Origin of the sequence: Streptomyces sp. SUK 48, assembly GCF_009650765.1 — a bacterium.
Classification (GTDB): domain Bacteria; phylum Actinomycetota; class Actinomycetes; order Streptomycetales; family Streptomycetaceae; genus Streptomyces.
Genome location: NZ_CP045740.1, coordinates 1,738,885 through 1,760,239, shown reverse-complemented (window position 1 = coordinate 1,760,239; position 21,355 = coordinate 1,738,885). Strand labels below are relative to the sequence as shown.

Below are 21,355 nucleotides of genomic sequence, written 5' to 3'. Positions count from 1 at the left end.
AATGCACATCGTCATCGTCAACCGCTGGCCGCGTTTCTCCGACGGCGTGCGCTGGGACAACGAGCTGACGCGCTACGAGGAGTTCATCGACCACGACGCCCACCGGGTGAGCTATGTGGTGGACCCGCTCGGTGCCGAGGGCGTGCTCGCCGACCCCGCGAAGATCGCCGCGCAGGTCCGGGTCGACGACGTCAACGACTTCGAGGCGCTGCGGGACGCGGTCGCCGAGATCACCCGCCGGGTCGGTCCGGTGGACCAGCTCGTCGCGCTGTCCGAGTTCACCCTGGAGATCGCCGCCCGGGTCCGCCGGGACCTCGGCATCCCCGGTCCGACCCCGGACGAGGTGGCGGTCTACCGCGACAAGGTGCGGATGAAGGAGATCCTCGCCCTCAAGGGCGTCCGGGTCCCGCGCTTCGGCAGTTGCGAAACACCGGAAGCCGCCGTGGAGTTCGCGCGCGGCGCCGGCTACCCGGTGATCCTCAAGCCGGTCGACGGCGCCGCCAGCATCGGCGTGCACCGCGTCGAGGACGAGGGGCGGCTCACCGAACTGCTGCCCACCCTCGACCTGTCCCGGTACGAGATCGAGGAGTTCGTCACCGGCCGCATCTTTCACATCGACGGCTACGCGGACGACGACGCGGAGGTGCCCTTCCAGGTCGTCTCCCGCTATGTGAACGACTGCCTGGCCTTCGGCCTCGGCGCACCGCTCGGCTCGGTCGTGATGCAGAACAGCGAACTGCGCGACCGTATCGAGGCGTTCACCCGGGAGTGCGTCGCGGCCCTCGGCATCTGCACCACCCCCTTCCACCTGGAGGTCTTCGTCACGCCCGGCGACGAACTCGTGTTCCTGGAGATCGGCGGCCGGGTGGGCGGCAGCGAGGTGCCGCACCTGCTGAACAAGGTCTTCGGGGTCAACCTCTTCGAGGTCTGGCTGCGCGCCGTGGGCGGCGAGTCCACCGCGAAGATCACCACCAAGTCCGGTGACCCGTCCGGCGGCTGGCTGTGCGTGCCCAAGCCGGCCGACCTGCCCGCGCGGGTCACCAAGGCCGTCTCCCTGCGGACGAGCGTGCCCTCGATCTGGCGGGAACTGCTGCCGCCGGTCGGCGAGGTGCTCCAGCCGGGCGGCTCCTACGACGCCCTGCACAGCGGCCGCTTCATCCTCCTCGGCGACGACGAGGCCCAGGTGGAGGCCGACATCCACCGCATCATCGACACCTTCGAATTCGAGGCCGAACGCATATGAACCAGCACACGGGGGAGCCCGCGAACGAGCGGTACCCGGCGCTGCACGCCCAGCTGACCGGCTTCCTCAGCGATGTGGAACTCGACGGCGTCAAGGCGACCGGAGAACGGCTCGTGGAGGCCGCGGGCGGCGTCGACGCGCTGCCCGACTACAAGGTCATGGTGGCCTACGGCGGCGGCAAGGACAGCACGTACGTCGTCGCGTTCGTGCGCGCGGTGCAGCTGCACCTCGCGCTGAACTTCGGCCGCACCTTCACGCTGCGCGTCGCCAACATGCGGCACGCGGGCGTGCCCCGGGCGGTCATGGAGAACATCGACCGCGTCTACCGGGCGCTCGGCCTGCTCGACGACGACCGGGCGGAACTGCTGACCATCGACCACACGCTGGTCCGCCCCTTCGACGTCGACCTGCCGCTGCCCCAGCACCTGATCGACATCAACCGCGTCGACGTCCTGATGAACGGCCACCGCGCCGCGGGCGACGGCCGGCCGACCTTCTGCAACAGCTGCAATCTGGCCGTCGCCGACTTCTACGGCCGCGCCGCCTGGTTCGACGGCGGCGTCGACGTGGTGATGACCGGCGACTCCCGGCGCGAGCAACTCCTGTACTCCGCCTGGATCATGCGGCTCGCCAAGGCGTCCGGCGTGGATGTGCAGGAATGCCGCACCATGGGCTTCCGGGGCATCCTGCTGGCCCTGCGCGGCATCGGCGACACCTACTTCCGCGAGCTGTTCGGCGACGACAGCGCGAGCGAACTCGCCGAGCGCGAGGTGTCCACCGGCGACCGATCGATGCAGCCGCAGTTCATCTCGGTCTACGACCTGGTGAGTTACCGGGTGCACGACCACTGGGACCTGATCGTGGACTTCCTCGGGTTCCAGTTCGACGAACTCGCCTTCAGCTTCAGCGAGTCCGACTGCGCCAACCCCGGACTGATGGCCCATCTGCGGGCGCTGCGCGTCGAGTTCGTCCAGGGCCGGACGTACGACGAGGGCCTGGCCGAGTACCTGGAGCTGGCCGAGGAGCTGATGCACAAGAAGGAGATGCCGCAGAACCTCATCGACCTCGCGCTCGGCCGGTACGACACGGCGGAGAAGCGCCTCTACCGGCGCGAGCTCTCCGACGAGTTCGCCCGGGAGGCGTTCGGACTGTCCGAAGAGGCGCTCGTGGCCATGGTGTTCTCGCCCTTCACCGACCGCGGCGCGCGGCTGGCCGCCTTCCTCGAACGCTGCCACCCCGACCGGGCCGCCGACGCCGACCGTATCCACGCGGTGCTCGGCGGGCCGGACGGCGCGGCGGACGACGAGATCGAGAGCTGGCTCCAGGACGTCTCCGGCCTCGGCCTCACCCACCTGCGCACCCTCTACACCAGCAGCCTGGTCGACTTCGGGGCCCCGGGGACGATCATCTCCCGCGTCCGGGCCGGCGACCCGCACAAGTACCACGTGGCCACCATCGACCCGGCCAGCGGAGCCCCCGCCACCGAACTGATCTCAGGGCGGTGACCGGCCACCTCGACCGCTTCGTGGCCGGCCGCCGGGCCGAGCGCACCCTGGTCGTGCAGCCTCGCATGGGCTTCGGCAGGATCGGTGCGATGGCGGCCGGGCTGCGCGAGGTGGCCGCCCTCGACTTCCCCGTGGTGGGAACGATCACCATCGACAGCTACACCCGGGTCGGCGACCACACCACCCCGCTGGAGCGGCTGGCCGCGGGCGAGGAGCTGAACGGATACCCGCTCGTCTCCCACCCCGCGGCCGCCACCCGGCACATGCTGGCCGACCTGTACGGACCGGAGTTCCCCGTCCAGGTCCGGCACGGCACGGCGCTGCCGCTCGCCGTGTTCCGCCGGCTGGTCGAGGTCGGCCTGGACGCGACCGAGGGCGGCCCGATCTCCTACTGCCTGCCCTACAGCAGGCTCCCCCTCGGTGACGCGGTGCGCGCCTGGTCGGAGAGCTGCCGGGTACTGGCCGGGGAGACCGAGCACGGGCACATCGAGAGCTTCGGCGGGTGTCTGCTCGGCCAGCTCTGCCCGCCGTCGATCCTGGTGGCGACGGCGGTGCTGGAGGGCTGCTTCTTCCGGGCCCACGGGCTGCGCCACATGTCCTTCAGCTACGCCCAGGGCACCCTCGCGGCCCAGGACCGCGGGGCGCTGCGGGCGCTGCGCACCCTCGCGTCCGAGCTGCTGGGGGACGCCACCTGGCATGTGGTGCTCTACACGTACATGGGCCTGTTCCCGCGCACCCCGGCGGGCGCCGGCGCGCTCATCGAGGACAGTGCCCGGCTCGCCCGGGACGCGGGCTGCGAGCGGCTGATCGTCAAGACGGTCTCCGAGGCGTGGCAGATCCCGAGCGTCTCGGAGAACCTGTCCGCGCTGCGGCTCGCCGCGGCCGCCGCGCGCGGGCCGGCGGCTCCGGCGAGCGCCGAGGAGGACGCGTACTACGAGGAGACGCTCGCCGAGGCGCGGGCCCTCGTGGAGGCGGTGCTGAACCTGCACGCGGACATCGGCACCGCGCTGACCGGGGCGTTCCGGCTCGGTCTGCTCGACATCCCCTACTGCCTCCACCCCGACAACAGGGCGGCGGCGACCTGCGTCATCGACGACCGGGGCGCGCTGGCCTGGGGGTCCACCGGAAAGCTGCCCCTGAGCACCCCCACCTCCCGTACCGCCGGCCGGCTCTCCTCCGACGACCTGTACGGGATGCTCAACCACGTGGCGGAGCGCTACGACAGCGCGTCGTCCGAGCCCAGATTGGTTCCCCGCCCATGACTGTCCCGCACCACCACCAGGACCGGCCCGCCCTGGTCCTGGTGGACGCGTTCTCCACGGGCTCGATGCTGGCCCGCGAGGCGGCCGAGACCCATCGCGTCCTGCATGTGCGCTCCCGCGCCCTGGCGTCCGGCACCTTTGGCGCGAGCCTGCCGAGCGCCCTGCTCGCCGAGGACCTCACGTACCCCGGCCACGAGGCCGAGGTGCTGGCGCACCTGAAGGCGCGGCGGCCCGTGGGCGTCGTCGCGGCCAGCGAGTTCGGCGTCGAGGCGGCGGACGAGCTGGCCCACCGGCTCGGGCTGCGCGGCAACGACCCCGCGCTGTCCGCCGCCCGCCGGGACAAGTCCCTGATGATGGACGCCCTCTCCCGGGCGGGCGTGCCCACGGCCCGGCAGTGCCGCTCCGGTGACCCCGCCGCACTGCTCGACTGGTGGCGCCGCCATCCGGACATCGCGCGCCTCGTGGTCAAGCCGCTGGACAGCGCGGGCTCCGACGACGTCTACACCTGCGACAGCGAGCAGGAGGTCCTGGACGCCTGCCGATCCGTCCTCGGCAAGACCAACATCATGCTCCGGGTGAACGAAAAGGTGCTCGCCCAGGAGTACCTCGCCGGGGACGAGTACATCGTCAACACCGTGAGCCGCGACGGGAGTCACTGGTTCACGGACGCCTGGATCAGCCGCAAGCAGGTACGGGAGGGCGGGCGCCGGATCTACGAGGCGGAGGACCTGCTGACGCCGGACGACCCGGTGCTCGACGTCGTCCTGCCGTACATCGCCCGCTCGCTGGACGCCCTCGGCATCACCGACGGGCCCGCGCACAGCGAGCTGATCCTCACCGAGCGGGGCCCGCTGCTCCTGGAGACCGGGGCGCGGATCTCGGGGCTCGCCAACCCGGCCGCGCTCGACCTGTGCACCGGCGCCAACCAGGTGAGCCTGACCCTCGACTGCCACACGGGCGACGGCGTCGCGCTCGCCGCCCGCCCGGCCCGCTACCCGGTGCTCCAGCGGGCGCGCTGCGTCAACCTCATGGCGCGTCGTGCCGTACCGCTGCCGCTCGCGGCCCTCACGTCCGCGCTGGAGCGCATCCCCGCCTTCGAGAGCGTCCGGTTCCGGATCGCCGACGGCGCGGTCACCCGGCCGACCGTGGACCTCAACTCCTCGCCGGGCGCCGTGTTCCTGGTGCATCCCGACCCCACCGAGATCGACAACGCGCACAAGGTGATCCGCGAGCTCGAGCTCGAACTGCTCTGAATCCGAAAGCATGGTGAGATCCACATGTCCCTAGACAGCGGGCGGTTCCGCGAGATCTTCGGCTCCTTCCCCACGGCCGTCGCCATCGTCACGGCGCTGGACGAGCAGGGCAGGCCGCGCGGCTTCACCTGCAACGCCGTCTGCTCGGTCTCGGCCGCGACGCCGAGGCTGCTCGTCGGGGTCGGCAAGACGTCCCAGACGTTCCCGGCGCTGGCCTCCTCCGGCGCGTTCGTGGTCAACTTCCTCGCCGAGTCCGGTGAGCAGGCGTCCCGCACCTTCGCCGGCAAGGGCACGGACAAGTTCGCGGGCCTGGTCTGGGAGCCCTCCGCGCATGCCGGCGGCGCGCCGATCCTCACCGACATCGCGCTCGCCTACGCCGAGTGCCGCACCGCGCAGACCGTGGACGCCGGCGACCACTGGCTGCTGATCGCCGACGTCCACGGGGGAGCGGCGTACTCCCGGGAACCGCTGCTGTACTGCCGCGGTGCGTACAGCACCTGGCCGGCGGGCGCCGCGATCCACTGACCCCGGCGAAACCCGGCCCCGGGGAGGCCCCGCCGACGCGCTGGGCCTCCCCGCCCGGGACCGGCCGCACCGGCCCCGGGCACACCGCTGCCCCTCACCCCGGTCGGCCCGCCACGGAGGTCGTCTCGTCCATCCGACGCCGGCCGCCACTGACAGTGCCTCATGAAGTCCATTCCGGTTATGGATCGAACGATGAGGAGTCGTCAAATAGGCAAAAGGGCGCGGAATTCAGACAAATGCCAGGTGCAATCAGCGCCAAACAGTGTGTAGTTTGCCAACTGCTCGACGGACGCCCCTTACCCCCACGCCCAGACGCATTCGAGATCCCCGAGGTCCCCATCCATGATCGAGATACCGGAGCTGGCCTTCGGCGGCCTGGCCGCCGGGACGGTGTCGGCGCTGGCTCTGGGCAGCGGCCTGTGGCGCTCCCGACGTGAACGCGCCCGGCTGCGGCGGGAGATGACCGGTCTGCGCCACCAGGCCGAGCAGTCCGTCCGCGCCGGCGCCGAGGAGGCCGAGCGGATCCGGCAGGCGTTCACCGCCGAGCTGGCGCACCTGGCCACCCGGCGGATGCCGGCCGAGGCGTCCCGCACCGCGCACCCGCACGTCCCCGTGCCCGGCCCGGTCGGCCCCGAGGGCGCCGCGACCGAGCCCGTACTGGAGGCCCTGCGCGCCGCGGCCCTCCAGGAGCGCAAGCGGGTCGACGCCGCCGCCCGCGCCGGTATGCGAGGCACCACCCGGGAGATCCAGGCGAGCCTCTACCGCCTCCAGGACATCCTCCACGGACTCCAGCAGCGCTACGACGAACCGGAGCTGGCCCAGGACCTCTACAGCCTGGACCACGAGAACGAGCAGTCGCTGCGCCGCGCCCAGGTCGCCGCGGTGGTCTGCGGGGCCTGGGTCGGCCTGGCCCGCGAGGAGTCCCACCTCGTGGACGCCGTCACCGGCGGACAGGCCCGGCTGGCCGGCTACCGGCGGGTCAAGCTCCACAACCACCTCGATCCCGGCACCGCGCTGGTCTCGCACGCCGTGGAGCCCGTCGCGATCATCGCCGCCGAACTCCTCGACAACGCCCTGCGGCACTCCTCTCCGGACACCTCGGTCGTGGTCAACCTCGAACACGTCCACAACGGCGTCGCGGTGACCGTCGACGACGCGGGTGTCGGCATGGCGCCCGACGAACGGGCCGCCGCGCAACGGGTGGTGGCGGGCACCGACCCGATCATGTTCTCCGACCTGGGCGACCCGCCCCGGATGGGCCTCGCCGCGATCGGCCAGCTGACCCGGCAGTTCGACCTCTCGGTGGACCTGTCCACCCCGTCCCCCTACGGGGGCGTACGCGCGGTCCTGCTGGTCGACAAGCACCTGCTGAGCCGCGTCGACCCGGCGCTGCGCCCCGCCGCCGCGAGCACCTCGCCCTCCACCCGCACCGGCGAGGTACCGAGGCCGGAACCGCTGGCCGAACACGCCGAAAACGCCGGCCACACCGCACATGCCGGGCACGCCCAACACGCCCACGCGCCCGCCCCCCGCGCCGCCGCCGGATCGCGGACCGCCCCGGCCGCCTCGCCGGAACCGGGCACCCATCAGCCGGCGTCCACCCCCGCCCGGCCGGTGTCCGGCACCGATCACCCGGCACCCGGTCACGCTCGGCCGGCACCGGACCCGGGCCCCCCGTCGCCCGGTTCCGGCCGGTCGGCGCCCGGCCCCGCCCAGCCCGCGCCGCCCGCCGCCGACGACCTCCCCCGCCGTCGCCGTCGTCAGGTCTCGCCGGACCAGGCCGCGATGATCCGCCCGAGCGCGGCCGGGACCACCGCCCCCGCCCGCTCGCCCGAGGAGACCGCGGCGGCCCTCGGCGCCCTGCAATCGGCGACCGCCGCTGCCCGTGATGCAGCTCGATCCGAAGGGACCCCTCCCCGATGACCAACCGCGACACCGGTGACACCGCGTGGGTTCTCGACCCGATCCTCGAAGTCCCGCATGTGAAGGCCGCCGTCCTGCTCACCAGGGACGGCCTGATCTCCGGATTCTCCGAGGCGCTCACCCAGGAGTCGGCCGAGCGGGTCGCCGCGATCACCTCGACCGTGCAGGGCGCCTGCCGTACCGCCGCCGCGGCGTTCGCGGACATGCCGGCCGCCCAGCTGCGGCAGGTCGTGATCGAGTCCGACCACGGCTACATCTTGGTCGCGCCGACCGACCACGGCACCTGTGTCGCGGCGTACGGCGACCCCGAGGTCCGGCTCGACCTGCTCGGCCACCGCGTGCACTCCCAGGTGGCGCGGCTCGGCGAGAAGGCGATGGCCGCGGCCCCCCGCGCGGCCGAGGGCGGCGCTTTGCTGTGAGGGGCCACCGGTCCGGCCGCCCGCTGGTGCCCGCCTACCTCTCCACCTCGGGGGTGGCGCGGCCCAGCCGCAACAGCCTGGAGCGCCTGTCGGTGCTCACCTCCACCGCCGGGCCGGTCTTCGGCGACCTGCCCGCGGCCCAGCACGCGCTGCTCCAGTCGCTGGAGGGCGGCTCCCTGACCGTCGTGGAGGCCGCCGCGCTGCTGCGGCTGCCGGTCTCCGCCGTCCGGGTCCTCGCCGCCGCCCTGATCGATCAGGGACTGGTGACGGCGCGCCCGCCCGTCCCGCCCGCCGCCCAGCCCGACCACGATCTGCTGAAGAGAGTCGCCGATGGCCTCCGCGCCCTCAAGCTCTGAACCCCTCCCGGCCGGGAGCCGGGCCGCCGACTTGGGTGTCCGGGCGGGGGAGCTCCACCTTCCCGCCACGGCACGGGAGTTGGTGAAGATCGTCGTGGTCGGCCCGTTCGGCGTCGGCAAGACCACCCTGATCGACTCGGTGTCCGAGATCCGCCCCCTGCACACCGAGGAGCACCTCACCCAGGCGTCCACCGCCGTCGACGACCTCGACGGGGTGCGGGACAAGAAGACCACCACCGTCGCCATCGACTTCGGCCGGATCACCCTCGGCGGGGAGACTGTCCTCTACCTGTTCGGCACCCCCGGGCAGGAGCGTTTCCGCGCGCTGTGGGCCGACATCGCCTACGGCGCGCTCGGTGCCCTCGTCCTCGTGGACAGCCGCCGCCTCGACGCCTCCTTCGACGTGCTCGGCCTGGTCGAGGAGTCGGGGCTGACGTACGCGGTCGCCGTCAACACCTTTCCGGACTCCCGGCATTACCCCGAGGAGCAGCTGCGGGAGTCCCTGGACCTGGCCCCGGACACCCCGCTGGTGGAGTGCGACGCCCGGGACCGCAACTCCTCCGTCGACGCGCTGCTCGCCCTCGTGGAGCACCTGATCGACCTCGACGCCCGCGCACTGGCCGGGGAGGTCCGCTCGTGACGCCGTACCCCGCCCCCGCGGAGTCCTTCGACCGCTCCACCCCGGTCCGGCTGTGGGAGGACGGCTTCGCCGCCGACCCGCGCCGCTACTACGCGGCGCTGCGCGCGCAGGGCCCGGTCGGCTGGGCCGAACTCGCCCCGGGCGTACCGGCGTACGTGGTCACCGACCGCCGGGCCGCGCTCGACATGCTGCACGACGACGCGACCTGGTCCCGCGACCCGCGCCCCTGGCAGGCGACGGTCCCCGAGGACCTGCCGATCCTCGGCATGATGCGCTGGCGGCCCAACACCCTCTTCTCCGACGGCGCCGAGCACATCCGCTACCGGACCGCCCTGCTCCAGGCGTTCGACCTGGTCGAGCCGCACGATCTGCGCGAACGGGTGCTGCGCGCCGTGCACATCCTGGTCTCCCGGTTCGGTCCGCGCGGCGAGGCGGACCTGGTGAACGACTTCGCCCGCCCGCTGATGACGCTGGTCTTCAACAGCCTCTTCGGCTTCCCCGAGGGCGAGGCCGACCGCCTCAACGACGCGCTCGGCGCGCTCATGGAGGGCGGCGAGGCGTCCATCCAGGGCGAGGCCGAGTACGGCAGGTACGTCATGGACCTGATCGGCGCCAAGACGGCGCGGCGCGGCGACGACCTCACCAGCCGGCTGCTCGACCACCCGCTGGGCCTGACCACCGAGGAGGTCACCTGGCAGGTCTTCCTCACCCTCGGCGCGGGCCACGAGCCGTCCACCAACCTGGTGAGCAACGCGCTCTCCCGCATCCTCGGAAACCCGGCGTACTACTCGACCCTCACCAGCGGCTCCCGCACCGTGCGCGACGCGGTCCTCGAAGTGCTCCGCCACGAGACCCCGCTCACCAACTACGGGGTGCTCTACGCGCGCGAGTCGCTCAGCTTCCACGGCGCCTGGGTGCGGGCCGCGGTGCCCGTCGTCGTGTCGTACGGCGCGCTCGCGCTGTTCGCGGACGAGGAGCACGGCGGGGCGCGCCACCCGCGGGACGCCTCGCACCTGTCGTTCGGCGCGGGCCCGCACACCTGCCCGGTCAAGCACGAGGGGCTGCTGATCGCCACGGAGGCCATCGAACGGCTCACCCAGTGGCTGCCCGACATGGAGCCCACGGTGCCCCGCGACCGGCTCACCTGGCGCCCGGGCCCCTTCCACCGCTCGCTCGTCTCGCTGCCGGTCCGGTTCACCCCCTGCACCCCCGACCGGCCCGCAGGCCCACCGGCCCCTTCCGCGTCCTCCCAGACTGGAGCCCGAGCATGACCACCACGCCCGTCCGCGTGCCCATCGACCCGTTCGGGTCCGACATCGTCGCGGAGAGCGCGCGGCTGCGCGCCCTCGGACCGGTCGTCCCCGTGGAGCTGCCCGGCGGTATCCCGGCCTGGGCGCCCACCGGGTACGACGCCCTGCGCACCCTGATCCTCGACCCCCAGGTCAGCAAGGACCCGCGTCGACACTGGCGGTTGTGGCCCGAGGTCGGCGAACACCCCGAGTGGGGCTGGGTGCTGGGCTGGATCGGCGTGGTCAACATGCTCTCCACCTACGGCGCCGACCACACCCGGCTGCGCCGCCTGGTCGCGCCCAGCTTCACCGCCCGGCGCACCGAGGCGCTGCGCGGCCGGGTCGACTCCGTCGCGGCCGAACTCCTCGACAAGATGGCGGAGTCGGGGGCGGGCGGCGCCGTCGTCGACCTCAAGGAGGCGTTCGCGCAGCCGCTGCCGATGCAGATCATCTGCGAGCTGTTCGGCGTGCCCGGCCACCTCCGGCCGAGCGTCGCCGAACTGATCGCGGCGATCATGGACACCAGCGACCCGAGCCCCGAGCACGCGGACTTCGTGCAGCGGCAGATCGGCACGGTGATCCCCGCGCAGATCGCCTACCGGGCCGAGAACCCGGGCGACGACCTCACCACCGAGCTGATCCGGGTCCGCGACGAGGAGGGCGACCGGCTCAGCGCCGAGGAACTGCTGTTCACCCTCCTGCTGGTCATCGGCGCCGGTTTCGAGACCACGGTCAACCTGATCGCCAACGCGGTGGTCGAGCTGCTGACCCACCCCGAACAGCTCGCCGCGGTCCGCTCCGGCGAACTCGACTGGGACCAGGTCATCGACGAGGTGCTGCGGGTGCGGCCCTCCATCGCCGCCCTGCCGCTGCGGTTCGCGGTCTCGGACGTCACCGTGGGCGGTGTCACCATCCCCGCGGGCGACGCGATCCTCACCACCTACGGCGCGGCCGGCTCGGACCCGGCGCACTACGGGGAGACCGCCGAGGCGTTCGACGCCGCGCGCGCCGCCGACGACCACCTCTCCTTCGGCATCGGCGTGCACCGCTGCATCGGCGCCCCGCTGGCCCGGATGGAGGCCCGCACCGCGCTGACCGCCCTCTTCGACCGCTTCCCGGACCTGGCCCCCGCCTTCACGGCCGGCGAGCTGGCGCAGGTCCCGTCCTTCATCGCCTACGGCTGGCAGACGGTTCCGGTACGGCTGGAGGGCTGACGTACCGGAGCATCCGGTGGGGGAGTACGGCGCCCCACCGGATGCTCCGGCACCCCGACGTCGGCCGTGAGCCGGCGGCGCAGCCACCCGCCCGGTTTCCGGTCCACGACGAGCTGTTCGATCGCGCCTGTCGGCGGCTCTGTGATCGCGACATCGAGCACTGGGCCGACCAGTGAGGCACGTACGGCACGTTCAGCCCCGATCACGCGGCGGCGCGGCGGCGTACGTCCGGCGTGAGGTCCGTGGATGCGTCGTGCTCACCGTGCCACGCACAGGCCGTCACCCGGCGGACCGATGGGCGCGGTTCGCCGTGGCGTGCACGGAGCCGAGCAGGCTGAGTGCCTCGGCGCTGGGGCTGCCGGGTTCCGCCTGGTAGATGATCAACTGCTGGCCGGGGGCGTCCCGCACGTCGAACGCGTGGTGGGTGAGGGTCAGGCCGCCGACGTCCGGGTGGCGGACGTGCTTGTCCTCCCGGGTCTTGCCGCGCACGGTGTGGGTGTTCCACAGCCGGGCGAAGTCCGTGCTGCGCGCGCCGAGTTCGCCTACGAGAGCCCGGAGGCGCGGACTGCCCGGATCGAGGCCGGACGCCTGGCGCAGGTGCCCGTCTCGGCTGTTCGGTCCCATCGGGGGTGGAACGGCCGGCCTGCCGGGTCGAGGAAGACCATGCGGGCCAGGTTGTCCATCGCTTCAAAGGGGGAGTACAGCGCCTCGGTCAGGGCGTTGGCGGCCAGGATGTCCAGGACCGGGTTGACGACGAACGCCGGAGTGCTGGGGTAGCCGTCCAGCAGGACGCGCAGGGCCGGGGCGACCTGGTCGGTGGCGGCGACGGACCGCTGGGACGCCGCGGTTCCGGACAGCTGGTGAAGGTGCGCCCGGGCGTCCGTGTCCAGCAGCAGCGCGCGGCTGAGCGCATCCACCACCTGCGCGGACGGATGGCGTTCGCGGCCCTGTTCCAGCCGGGTGTAGTAGTCCGCTTTCACCCCTGCCAGTACGGCGACCTCTTCGCGGCGCAGCCCGGCGACCCTCCGCACGCCATGGATCGGCATCCCGGCCTCGTCCGGCCGCACGGCAGCACGGCGCGCCCGCAGGAACTCACCCAGCTGGTTGTCCGTCATGTGCCCAGGCTAGGCCGCGGGCCCGGTGTGCTGCCTGGGTGTACCGCACCCAGGCAGCACACGCCCTGGGCCGCCTGGAACACCTCGCCCAGACTCGGTGCCCCACCAAGAGACAAGGGGCAGTCATGCCGGACCAGACAGTCAAGGTCGTAGCGATCACCGGTGCCAGCAGCGGGATCGGCGAGGCGACCGCCCGCCGGCTCGCCGCCGACGGCCACCGCCTGTTCCTGGGAGCACGGCGCACCGATCGCCTGCACCAACTCGTCACGGAGATCACCGCCACGGGCGGCACGGCGGCGACCCGGCGCCTGGACGTCACCGAGGCCGCCGACGTCCAGGACTTCGTGGCAGCGGCCCAAGAGCGCTACGGCCGCGTGGACGTGATGGTCAACAACGCCGGGGTCATGCCGCTGTCGCCGCTGGAGGCGCTCAGGACGGAGGAGTGGAACCGCATGATCGACGTGAACATGCGGGGTGTCCTGCACGGCATCTCCGCCGCCTTGCCCGTGATGCGCGCGCAGGGCGACGGGCACATCGTGAACATCGCCTCCGTCGGCGCGCACGAGGTCTCTCCCACCGCCGCCGTCTACTGCGCCACCAAGTTCGCGGTCCGTGCGATCTCCGAGGGCCTTCGTCAGGAGTGCGCCGGTGACGTCCGGGTCACGCTGGTCTCGCCGGGCGTCACGGAGTCCGAACTTGCCGACGGCATCGCGGACCCGGCCGCCCGGGCGGCCATGCGGACCTACCGCGCCGTGGCCCTGCCGGCCTCCGCGATCGCGGACGCCGTCGCCTACGCGATCTCCCAGCCGTCGTACGTCGACGTCAACGAGATCGTCGTACGACCCGCAGCGAGCGCCCGGTGACGGACGGAACCGGACATCCGCACACCCTCGCCCTCATGATCCGCGGCCGGCGGCAACCGGCCCCGGATACAGGTGGTTCGTCGCCGTCACCGCTCCCGGGAGCATCACCGCCCCCTGCTCCATGGGCGGCCCCTCGGGCCGGGAGCGGCACCTCGTACGGGCAGCAATGCCCACACCTGCCGTCCTTCGTCGGTCATCTCGGTGCCGCAGCTGTCGGTGCCCAGCTCTCGCAGCGCATCCAGGACGTCGGTGGCCTCGTCGGCCGGGGCGGGCCGGTGGCTGAGGCACAGGACGAGGGCCAGACCGTTCTGCTCGGACACATGGACGCTGATCCGCCGGCCTCCGTCGGCGACGACCGTGCCGGCCAGGAGTCGCACCACCTCCTCCAGCCTCCTGGGGGCGGCCAGGCCCCAGCCGGTCAGCTGGGTCTCCACGTGCTCGTACGCCTTGCGCGGCGCCCATGGGGCAGCCTCCAGCGTCCACGCCGCACCACGCCTGTTGCGCATGACGGGACGCCCGCTGCGGCCACCGCGCTGCGGCACGGGCAGGTCTTCGAGCAGCTCGCTGCGCGACCGGTCTGTCAGTGGCGGGGAGAGCGGCTTCTTCGGCGGCGGCGGAGTCTTCGGCGGGTAGTCGGGCCGCGGCCTGAGCGGCGCATCGGCCTCAGGCTCCCCGGGCTGCCTCTCCATCACGCCCTCCTCCCTGTGCGTCTTCAGAGTAGAGGCGAGGCCCGCTGCGGGGAGAGCGAACGACGCATCGCGCCGCCGCTGTGTGCCGCGCCGGAAGGACCCACCCGGACGCCCCGGCGCGAGCCCGGTCCCGTCCTGGCCGTCGGGGCCTTTCATCCCGCGCGATCCGTGGGCATCCGCGCGGGCGCGGCATCCGGACGGTCGTCCTCGTAGCGGCGGACCGATAACCAGAGGACCCGATCACCAGAGGCTCCGGACGAAACCCCGAGGCGCTCCCACGTCATCGGGCGGCCAGTCGGTCGAACGCTGCCTCGGTTCGCTCGTCTGCCGGCCGGCAGATCATCAGCCGCTGGCCCGGGTCCTGCGTCGGTGTCAGCATCTCGTAGTGCACGGCGATCGGCCCGACGTCGGGGTGTCGTATCTCCTTGCTGCCCCGGCCGTTCCCCTTCACGTCCTGCTCGGCCCACCGGTGGGCGAAGCCGTCGACGTGCGTGGTGAAGCGTGCGATGAGACCGGCCAGGACCCGGTCATCCGGATGGGCGGCCCACGCGGCCCGCAGGTGGGCGACACCCTCCCGCAGGACCCGATCGCGGTCGACGTAGAGGTCACGGGTCTGCGGGTGCATCAGGCAGAGCCACATCGCGTTGCGCCGCTCCGGAGGCAGAGTGCCGAAGTCCAGGAGGAGACGCGCCATCCCGTCGTTCCAGGCGAGGATGTCGGCGCGGTGGTTCATCAGCATGGCCGGCATCGGTGACAGGTCGGCGACCAGCCGGGCCAGCGGCGGTGCCGCGGTGGTGGCCGGCCCGTCGATGTCGCGGGCCCGCTGCCGGGCCAGGTCGAAGAGGTGGACGCGTTCGTCGGCGCCCAGCCTCAGCGCGTGCGCCAACGCCTCCAGAACCTCCGCCGAGGGCCGCAGCCCGCGAGCCTGCTCCAGCCGTACGACGTAGTCGACGCTGATCCCGGCCAGCTCGGCGACTTCTTCACGGCGCAGCCCCGGGGTGCGCCGGGCCCGCCGACGCGACGGCAGGCCGAAGTCGCGTGGATCCAGTCGCTCGCGTCGGGCCCGCAGGAACGCGGCCAGTTCCTGTGTCGTGTCCACGGTGTCGGCGATGGTGCGCGTCGTCATGTCCGTCGCAACAACGAGGGTGGGACCGGCGTTCCCAGGATGTCCCTTCCCTTACCCCGGGCCCGCCTGCGGCACAGCCTTGTCCCTGGCACCGATCACGATCACGAGCACAGGAGGATGCGATGTCGCTCACCCTCGACACCTACCGGCTGCTGGGCCGTTCCGGGCTGCGGGTCTCACCGCTGGCACTGGGCGCGGCGACCTTCGGCACAGAATCGGGCTGGGGCGCCGATCAGGACCAGGCGCGCAAGCTGTTCGACCTGTACGTCGAGCGAGGCGGGAACTTCATCGACACCGCCAGCACCTACAGCGGCGGCACCTCGGAACGCCTGCTGGGCGAGTTCACCCGCAATCGGCGCGAGAGCCTGGTCCTGGCGACGAAGTACACGACGCTGCGCCACCCCGGTGACCCGAATTCCTCGGGCAGCCACCGCAAGAGCCTGTTCGCCTCGGTGGAGGCGAGTCTGCGAGGACTCGGCACGGACTACGTCGACCTGCTCTATCTGCACGTGTGGGACTTCACGACACCGGTCGAGGAGATCCTGCGCGGCATGGACGACCTGGTCCGGCAGGGCAAGGTCCTCTACGTGGCGATCTGCAACGCCCCCGCTTGGCAGGTCTCGCGCATGCAGACCGCCGCCGGCCTACGCGGCTGGTCACCGCTGGTCGCGCTCCAGATCGAGTACAACCTCATCGAGCGCACCGGGGAGCGCGACCTCATCCCCATGGCCCTCGAGATGGGGCTGGGCGTCGTCCCGTACTCGCCCCTCGCCGGGGGCGTCCTCACCGGCAAGTACGGCCGCGCCGACCTGGCCGGGGCGGACGCCGCTGTCGGCGACGGCACTCGCAGGGCCTTCAACATCGCACTCGGCACGGTCACCACCCGCAACCTGGCCATCGCTGACGTCGTCGGCGAGGTCGCCGAGGAGACGGGCCGTACCCCCGCCCAGGTCGCACTGGCCTGGACGTTGCGCAACCCTGGCGTGACGGCCCCGATCATCGGCGCCCGCACAGTGGCCCAACTGGAGGACAACCTGGGCGCCTTGGAGGTCGACTTCACCGCCGCCCAGCTGGCCCGCCTCGACGGGATCAGCGCGATCAGCCTCGGTCACCCGCACGACCTGCTCGCGAGCGACCACATCCGGGCAGTGACCCGGGGCGAGCTGAAGATCCCGGACCGCCGCTGAGCTCCATGCCGGTCCTCGACCTGCTCAGGACGGCATCCATTGATCCCGCGTTTTAGGGGCGTCCGTGAGGGATGAGAGGGTGAGACCCATGAGTGAGAGCGCCCCCGAGACCCTCCAGTACCGCTTCGACGGGCCAGAACAAGCCCCGGTCCTGATCCTGGCTCCCTCACTGGGCACCACCTGGCACATGTGGGACCGGCAGGTTCCGGAGCTGGCCAAGCAGTGGCGGATCTTCCGGTTCGATCTGCCCGGGCACGGCGGAGCGCCCGCCCATCCGGCCGGGTCCGTGGGGGAGTTGAGCACCCGGCTGCTCGCGACCCTGGACTCGCTCGGAGTGCAGCGCTTCGGGTACGCGGGCTGCGCGCTGGGCGGTGCGATAGGGATCGAGCTGGCCCTGCGCCACCCCGAGCGGCTGGCCTCGCTCGCGCTGGTCGCGGCCTCGCCCCGGTTCGGCACGGCCGACGAGTTCCGCCAGCGCGGCGTGATCGTACGCACCAACGGCCTGGACCCCATCGCCCGGACCTCACCGGACCGCTGGTTCACCGGCGGGTTCTCGGCGGCGCAGCCCGCGATCACCGAGTGGGCCGTGCAGATGGTGCGCACCACCGACCCCGGCTGCTACATCGCCTCCTGCGAGGCCCTCGCCTCCTTCGACGTGCGGGCCGAGCTGGGGCGCGTCGCCGCGCCCACGCTGGTCCTGGTCGGCTCCGAGGACCAGGTCACCGGCCCGGCCGAGGCCCGCACCCTGGTCGCGGGCATCCCGGACGCCCGGCTCGCGGTCGTGCCCGGCGCCTCCCACCTGGTCCCGGTCGAGCAGCCCGCCGCCGTCACCGATCTGCTGGTCCACCACTTCGCCACGGCCTGGCAGCAGCCGTACGACACCGGCCAGATCGCCCTGCCGGGGGCGGAGGTCACGGCGCCGCTGCCGATGGTGCCGCCGCAGGCCGTGGTCCCGGTCGCGGAGATCGCCCCGCCGGCCGCCGCCGCGCCGCCCGCGGAGCGCGCCGACCGGTACGAGACCGGGCTCAAGATCCGCCGCGAGGTGCTCGGCGATGCCCGGGTCGACCAGGAACTCGCCGGGGCGGACCGGTTCTCCGGGGACTTCCAGGAGTTCGTCACGCGCTACGCCTGGGGCGAGGTCTGGGACCGCCCGGGCCTGGACCGCCGCACCCGCAGCTGCGTCACGCTCACCGCGCTGATCGCCGGCGGCCACCTGGACGAACTCGCCTCCCACACCCGCGCCGCCCTGCGCAACGGCCTCACCCCCGACGAGATCCGCGAGATCCTCCTGCACACCTCCCTCTACGTCGGCCTGCCCGCCGCCTCCAGCGCCTTCAAGGTGGCCCAGCAGGTCATCCAGGAGGAGACGACCCCGGAGGAGTGAGCCCCGAGGCGTCCGTGCGCCCCCTCCGGCAGGATGGTGAGGCATGAAGCTCACCAAGAAGTCCCATGCCTGTGTCCGGGTGGAGAAGGACGGGCAGGTGCTCGTCATCGATCCCGGGGGGTTCAGCGAGGAGGACGCCGCGCTCGGGGCGGACGCGATCCTCGTCACGCACGAGCACGCGGACCACTTCGACGAGTCCCGGCTGCGGGCGGCGATGGAGGACAACCCGGCAGCCCACATCTGGACGCTGCGGTCCGTCGCGGAGAAGATCGCGGCGGCGTTCCCGGGCCGGGTGCACACGGTCGGGCACGGCGACACCTTCACCGCCGCCGGCTTCGACGTCCAGGCGCACGGCGAGCTGCACGCCGTGATCCACCCGGACATCCCGCGCATCACCAACGTCGGCTACCTCCTCGACGGCGGGAAGATCTTCCACCCCGGCGACGCCCTCACCGTCCCGGACCGGCCCGTGGAGACGCTGATGCTCCCGGTCATGGCCCCCTGGAACAAGATCGCCGAAGTGATCGACTACGTCCGCGAAGTGCGCCCGCAGCGCGCCTACGACATCCACGACGCCCTGCTCACCGACCTGGCCCGGCCGATCTACGACCACCAGATCGGCGCCCTCGGCGGCACCGACCACCAGCGGCTCGCCCCGGGGGCCTCGGCCCGGGTGTGAGACGGGGCGGGCCGGGTGTGAGGCGGGCCGGGCCGGGTTGTCGTACCCGCCAGGTAGGTTGTGGGACATGCGCATCGCGACCTGGAACGTGAACTCGATCACCGCCCGCCTCCCGCGCCTGCTGGCCTGGCTGGAGAGCAGTGGCACCGACGTGCTCTGCCTCCAGGAGGCCAAGGTCGCCGAGGAGCAGTTCCCGATCGAGCCGCTGCGCGAGCTGGGCTACGAGGCCGCGGTGCACGCCACCGGCCGGTGGAACGGCGTGGCGGTGCTCTCCCGCGTCGGCCTGGCGGACGTCGTCAAGGGACTGCCCGGCGACCCCGGGTACGAGGGCGTGACGGAGCCCCGCGCCATCTCCGCCACCTGCGGCCCCGTCCGCGTCTGGTCGGTGTACGTGCCCAACGGCCGTGAGATCGACCACCCGCACTACGCGTACAAGCTCCAGTGGTTCGAGGCCCTGCGCGCCGCCGTCCTCGGCGACGCCCAGGGCAGCCGCCCCTTCGCCGTCCTCGGTGACTACAACGTGGCGCCGACCGACGACGACGTCTACGACCGGGCCGCCTTCGAGGGCGCCACCCACGTCACCCCCGCCGAGCGCGCCGCCCTGACCGCCCTGCGCGAGGCCGGCCTCGACGACGTCGTCCCGCGCCCGCTCAAGTACGACCGGCCGTTCACCTACTGGGACTACCGCCAGCTCTGCTTCCCCAAGAACCGCGGCATGCGCATCGACCTGGTGTACGGCAACGCGGCCTTCGCGGGGGCCGTCAAGGACGCCTACGTCGACCGCGAGGAGCGCAAGGGCAAGGGCGCCTCCGATCACGCGCCCGTGGTGGTCGACCTCGACGTGTGATGCCACGCTGGGTCCATGAACCTTCCGTTCCTGGGCCCGCGGCACAAGAAGCACCCCGCGCTGCCCGCCGACCCCGAGTCGGTGGCCGCGCTGCTGTCCGAGTGCGATCTGCTGCGCGCCCAGGCGGCCCGGGGCGGCGTCCGCCTGGACGACACCCCGGCCTCCCTGGAGGCCCTGGACCAGATGATCCCGCGCTGGCGCGACGACACCGAGACGCTGCCCTGGCTCGGCCATGACGCCGGGCTGTACCTGGGCACCGTCGTGGTGCGCACCGTCCCCGGCGCCGCCTGGCGGATCGGCGCCGGCGGCGAGCCCGTCCTGCGCCTGGCCTCCGGGCGCGAGGTGGAGGTGGTGGACGCCGGCCGCCAGTGGGCCGCGACCGGCGTCCCCGAGCTGTCCCAGCTGTACGCGGAGATCGCCGAGGTCTGACCCCCGGCGGCCCCGGGACCACGCCCGCCCCGCCACACCCTTCCCCGTGCGGCCTTAAATACGGCTAATGCCGGAAAGGCCGTGTCGCCCTCCGACTCCCCGGCCCGGCTGGATAGTTTGCGGCAACCACCACCCAGCGGAGAGTGGAGTAGGGCTGCGTATGGCCGTCGATCCGTTGATCGAACCGAGGAACGGCAACTGGAAGAAGGCGTACCAGGCAACGCGCACCGGCCGGTTCACCCGGCGCCCCGTCGATCCCCGTCCGTCCCCCGCCTTCGCGGACCACCCGTTACCGGGGTCCACGACCGCGCTCGGCAACCGGCCCCGGCACCTGCCCGCGGGCCCTCGGGCCTGCCCGGACAGGCTCTAGCACCATGCCGGGAACCCCGGCCCCCGACGTCTCGACTACGATGGTGCGTTCCGCCCCGTGGTGAGGTGATCAAGCCCCGCCGCACCGGGACGGAGGCACTGCCGCCGGTTGGGGACCCCATGGCCCCCGCACCGTGAGAGGGGCGGCAGTTCACACGGGCCAGGCTCGTCCGGCGGCAGCCGGAGATCACTGCTCGCACCGGCGAGGAGAAGGTCAGCTGCGCCGGACGAGTTGCGCTCGACGGGCCGTCACCGCCCGCACCGCGCCTCACGCGGACCCCGCGGGCTCCGGCTCGGGCTCCGGCAGCGGACCGCGCGCCGCCCGGGTCACATCCGCCACCAGCTCCACCACGTCGGGCCCGTACGCCTGCGAGTTGAGGACCTTCAGCAGGAGGACGAACGTGCCGTCGCCGTACGTGCGCGCCAACCGCTCGTGATGGCGGGCCAGATAGCGGGTCGCGGCCTGGTTGGTGATCGCGCTCTGGCCGCAGAACAGGAACACCGGACGGGGCCGCCCCTCGCTGGTGACCCGCGCGAGCAGCGCGTACTCCACGACCCCCCGCTCCATCCGGTACTCCTGCGCGCCGATGCGGAACTTGCTCCGCTCGGCCACCGGTTCGGGGTCGGTGGTGATCCGCAGCCCCGGCAGCATCGCCGACAGATGCGCGGCCGTCCGGCGGTTCGAGGCCGGCCCTCCGACACAGAACTCCGTGCGCTCGCCGAAGCCCTGGCGGACCGTGTCCTGGGTGGCCACCTCGGCGTGCGCCCCGCACTCCTTGATGAGCGCGGACAGTTCCAGCAGCGCGAACACGTCGTAGCGGTGCACCGCGGGCTCGGTCGCGGCCGGGTCCCGGTTGACGACGAGCAGCGCCTCGGCGTGCTCCGGCAGCCCGAAGAACGCCTGCTCGCGCCGGAGTCCGCGGCGCCACAGACAGGTGCGGGCCAGCCAGCCCGCGGCGGCGGAGATGGCGGTCGCCACCAGGCCCAGGACGATGTCGCGCACGTCGTCGTTCATGGCCGGGGATGGTAGTGGGCCAG

General features: G+C 72.6%; 20 protein-coding genes and 1 pseudogene. 17 read left to right on the top strand and 4 right to left on the bottom strand.

What is annotated here, in order from left to right; genetic code table 11:
* Position 1 precedes the first annotated feature (1 nt).
* The 11 genes from GHR20_RS07440 (at position 2) to GHR20_RS07390 (ending at position 11,629) form a co-directional block, all read left to right on the top strand.
* Positions 2–1,243, top strand: a complete 1,242-nt coding sequence (locus GHR20_RS07440) for an ATP-grasp domain-containing protein (RefSeq protein WP_153812709.1) — start codon at positions 2–4, stop codon at positions 1,241–1,243.
* Positions 1,240–2,748, top strand: a complete 1,509-nt coding sequence (locus GHR20_RS37400) for a hypothetical protein (RefSeq protein ID WP_153812708.1) — start codon at positions 1,240–1,242, stop codon at positions 2,746–2,748. Before GHR20_RS07440 ends, GHR20_RS37400 begins: the two co-directional genes overlap by 4 nt.
* Positions 2,745–4,010, top strand: a complete 1,266-nt coding sequence (locus GHR20_RS37395; RefSeq protein WP_153812707.1) for a methylaspartate mutase — start codon at positions 2,745–2,747, stop codon at positions 4,008–4,010. The genes GHR20_RS37400 and GHR20_RS37395 overlap by 4 nt, the downstream gene beginning before the upstream one ends.
* Complete coding sequence (locus tag GHR20_RS07425; RefSeq protein WP_153812706.1) at positions 4,007–5,263, top strand: ATP-grasp domain-containing protein; 1,257 nt, start codon at positions 4,007–4,009, stop codon at positions 5,261–5,263. Before GHR20_RS37395 ends, GHR20_RS07425 begins: the two co-directional genes overlap by 4 nt.
* A 24-nt stretch (positions 5,264–5,287) precedes the next feature.
* The gene (locus GHR20_RS07420) at positions 5,288–5,788 is read left to right on the top strand and encodes a flavin reductase family protein (protein WP_148023160.1); all 501 of its coding nucleotides are present in this window, start codon (positions 5,288–5,290) and stop codon (positions 5,786–5,788) included.
* Between the two features lie 342 nt (positions 5,789–6,130).
* On the top strand, positions 6,131–7,711 hold the full coding sequence (locus GHR20_RS07415) for an ATP-binding protein (protein ID WP_153812705.1): 1,581 nt from the start codon (positions 6,131–6,133) through the stop codon (positions 7,709–7,711).
* Entirely contained in the window at positions 7,708–8,130 is a 423-nt protein-coding gene (locus tag GHR20_RS07410; protein ID WP_037659770.1) for a roadblock/LC7 domain-containing protein, read from the top strand. Before GHR20_RS07415 ends, GHR20_RS07410 begins: the two co-directional genes overlap by 4 nt.
* A complete protein-coding gene (locus GHR20_RS07405) occupies positions 8,127–8,486 on the top strand; it encodes a DUF742 domain-containing protein (RefSeq protein ID WP_111581204.1) in 360 nt (119 codons plus the stop codon). The genes GHR20_RS07410 and GHR20_RS07405 overlap by 4 nt, the downstream gene beginning before the upstream one ends.
* Positions 8,461–9,126: an ATP/GTP-binding protein gene (locus GHR20_RS07400; RefSeq protein ID WP_148023163.1), complete on the top strand. Its 666-nt coding sequence runs from the start codon at positions 8,461–8,463 to the stop codon at positions 9,124–9,126. The genes GHR20_RS07405 and GHR20_RS07400 overlap by 26 nt, the downstream gene beginning before the upstream one ends.
* Positions 9,123–10,397: a cytochrome P450 gene (locus tag GHR20_RS07395; RefSeq protein WP_111581206.1), complete on the top strand. Its 1,275-nt coding sequence runs from the start codon at positions 9,123–9,125 to the stop codon at positions 10,395–10,397. The genes GHR20_RS07400 and GHR20_RS07395 overlap by 4 nt, the downstream gene beginning before the upstream one ends.
* Positions 10,394–11,629, top strand: coding sequence for a cytochrome P450 (locus tag GHR20_RS07390; RefSeq protein WP_111581207.1), 1,236 nt, complete (start codon positions 10,394–10,396; stop codon positions 11,627–11,629). Before GHR20_RS07395 ends, GHR20_RS07390 begins: the two co-directional genes overlap by 4 nt.
* Before the next feature lie 279 nt (positions 11,630–11,908).
* Here GHR20_RS07390 and GHR20_RS07385 read toward each other — a convergent pair.
* Positions 11,909–12,744: pseudogene (locus tag GHR20_RS07385) on the bottom strand (helix-turn-helix transcriptional regulator).
* Positions 12,745–12,869: 125 nt separating this feature from the next.
* Between GHR20_RS07385 and GHR20_RS07380 the strand changes: the two are divergent.
* Entirely contained in the window at positions 12,870–13,607 is a 738-nt protein-coding gene (locus tag GHR20_RS07380; protein ID WP_153812704.1) for an SDR family oxidoreductase, read from the top strand.
* Between the two features lie 104 nt (positions 13,608–13,711).
* Here the strand turns inward: GHR20_RS07380 and GHR20_RS07375 are convergent, their stop codons facing one another.
* Both GHR20_RS07375 and GHR20_RS07370 read right to left on the bottom strand, forming a co-directional pair.
* Complete coding sequence (locus GHR20_RS07375; protein ID WP_153812703.1) at positions 13,712–14,296, bottom strand: hypothetical protein; 585 nt, start codon at positions 14,294–14,296, stop codon at positions 13,712–13,714.
* Between the two features lie 280 nt (positions 14,297–14,576).
* Positions 14,577–15,422, bottom strand: coding sequence for a helix-turn-helix transcriptional regulator (locus GHR20_RS07370; protein WP_153812702.1), 846 nt, complete (start codon positions 15,420–15,422; stop codon positions 14,577–14,579).
* Positions 15,423–15,544: 122 nt separating this feature from the next.
* Here GHR20_RS07370 and GHR20_RS07365 point away from each other — a divergent pair, with 122 nt between their 5' ends.
* The 5 genes from GHR20_RS07365 (at position 15,545) to GHR20_RS07345 (ending at position 19,948) form a co-directional block, all read left to right on the top strand.
* Entirely contained in the window at positions 15,545–16,609 is a 1,065-nt protein-coding gene (locus GHR20_RS07365; protein ID WP_153812701.1) for an aldo/keto reductase, read from the top strand.
* A gap of 88 nt (positions 16,610–16,697) precedes the next feature.
* A complete protein-coding gene (locus tag GHR20_RS07360) occupies positions 16,698–17,993 on the top strand; it encodes an alpha/beta fold hydrolase (protein WP_153812700.1) in 1,296 nt (431 codons plus the stop codon).
* 43 nt (positions 17,994–18,036) lie between these two features.
* Positions 18,037–18,672, top strand: a complete 636-nt coding sequence (locus GHR20_RS07355; RefSeq protein WP_153812699.1) for an MBL fold metallo-hydrolase — start codon at positions 18,037–18,039, stop codon at positions 18,670–18,672.
* A gap of 67 nt (positions 18,673–18,739) precedes the next feature.
* A complete protein-coding gene (locus GHR20_RS07350) occupies positions 18,740–19,519 on the top strand; it encodes an exodeoxyribonuclease III (protein WP_111581214.1) in 780 nt (259 codons plus the stop codon).
* 15 nt (positions 19,520–19,534) lie between these two features.
* Positions 19,535–19,948 (top strand): DUF6278 family protein, encoded by a 414-nt coding sequence (locus GHR20_RS07345; RefSeq protein WP_153812698.1) that lies wholly within the window; start codon positions 19,535–19,537, stop codon positions 19,946–19,948.
* Between the two features lie 637 nt (positions 19,949–20,585).
* Here GHR20_RS07345 and GHR20_RS07340 read toward each other — a convergent pair.
* Positions 20,586–21,332 carry a hypothetical protein gene (locus GHR20_RS07340; RefSeq protein ID WP_187278963.1) on the bottom strand — a complete coding sequence of 249 codons (747 nt, stop codon included), beginning with the start codon at positions 21,330–21,332 and terminating at the stop codon, positions 20,586–20,588.
* Positions 21,333–21,355: the final 23 nt, after the last annotated feature.

What these genes read in the sequence shown, in the direction of transcription:
- GHR20_RS07390 (WP_111581207.1), top strand. Translation starts at nt 10,394, where the DNA reads ATGACCACCACGCCCGTCCGCGTGCCCATCGACCCGTTCGGGTCCGAC.
- GHR20_RS07425 (WP_153812706.1), top strand. Translation starts at nt 4,007, where the DNA reads ATGACTGTCCCGCACCACCACCAGGACCGGCCCGCCCTGGTCCTGGTG.
- GHR20_RS07400 (WP_148023163.1), top strand. Translation starts at nt 8,461, where the DNA reads ATGGCCTCCGCGCCCTCAAGCTCTGAACCCCTCCCGGCCGGGAGCCGG.
- GHR20_RS37400 (WP_153812708.1), top strand. Translation starts at nt 1,240, where the DNA reads ATGAACCAGCACACGGGGGAGCCCGCGAACGAGCGGTACCCGGCGCTG.
- GHR20_RS07375 (WP_153812703.1), bottom strand. Translation starts at nt 14,296, where the DNA reads ATGGAGAGGCAGCCCGGGGAGCCTGAGGCCGATGCGCCGCTCAGGCCG.
- GHR20_RS07350 (WP_111581214.1), top strand. Translation starts at nt 18,740, where the DNA reads ATGCGCATCGCGACCTGGAACGTGAACTCGATCACCGCCCGCCTCCCG.
- GHR20_RS07440 (WP_153812709.1), top strand. Translation starts at nt 2, where the DNA reads ATGCACATCGTCATCGTCAACCGCTGGCCGCGTTTCTCCGACGGCGTG.
- GHR20_RS07370 (WP_153812702.1), bottom strand. Translation starts at nt 15,422, where the DNA reads ATGACGACGCGCACCATCGCCGACACCGTGGACACGACACAGGAACTG.
- GHR20_RS07340 (WP_187278963.1), bottom strand. Translation starts at nt 21,332, where the DNA reads ATGAACGACGACGTGCGCGACATCGTCCTGGGCCTGGTGGCGACCGCC.
- GHR20_RS07410 (WP_037659770.1), top strand. Translation starts at nt 7,708, where the DNA reads ATGACCAACCGCGACACCGGTGACACCGCGTGGGTTCTCGACCCGATC.
- GHR20_RS07380 (WP_153812704.1), top strand. Translation starts at nt 12,870, where the DNA reads ATGCCGGACCAGACAGTCAAGGTCGTAGCGATCACCGGTGCCAGCAGC.
- GHR20_RS07415 (WP_153812705.1), top strand. Translation starts at nt 6,131, where the DNA reads ATGATCGAGATACCGGAGCTGGCCTTCGGCGGCCTGGCCGCCGGGACG.
- GHR20_RS07360 (WP_153812700.1), top strand. Translation starts at nt 16,698, where the DNA reads ATGAGTGAGAGCGCCCCCGAGACCCTCCAGTACCGCTTCGACGGGCCA.
- GHR20_RS07355 (WP_153812699.1), top strand. Translation starts at nt 18,037, where the DNA reads ATGAAGCTCACCAAGAAGTCCCATGCCTGTGTCCGGGTGGAGAAGGAC.
- GHR20_RS07345 (WP_153812698.1), top strand. Translation starts at nt 19,535, where the DNA reads ATGAACCTTCCGTTCCTGGGCCCGCGGCACAAGAAGCACCCCGCGCTG.
- GHR20_RS07420 (WP_148023160.1), top strand. Translation starts at nt 5,288, where the DNA reads ATGTCCCTAGACAGCGGGCGGTTCCGCGAGATCTTCGGCTCCTTCCCC.
- GHR20_RS07365 (WP_153812701.1), top strand. Translation starts at nt 15,545, where the DNA reads ATGTCGCTCACCCTCGACACCTACCGGCTGCTGGGCCGTTCCGGGCTG.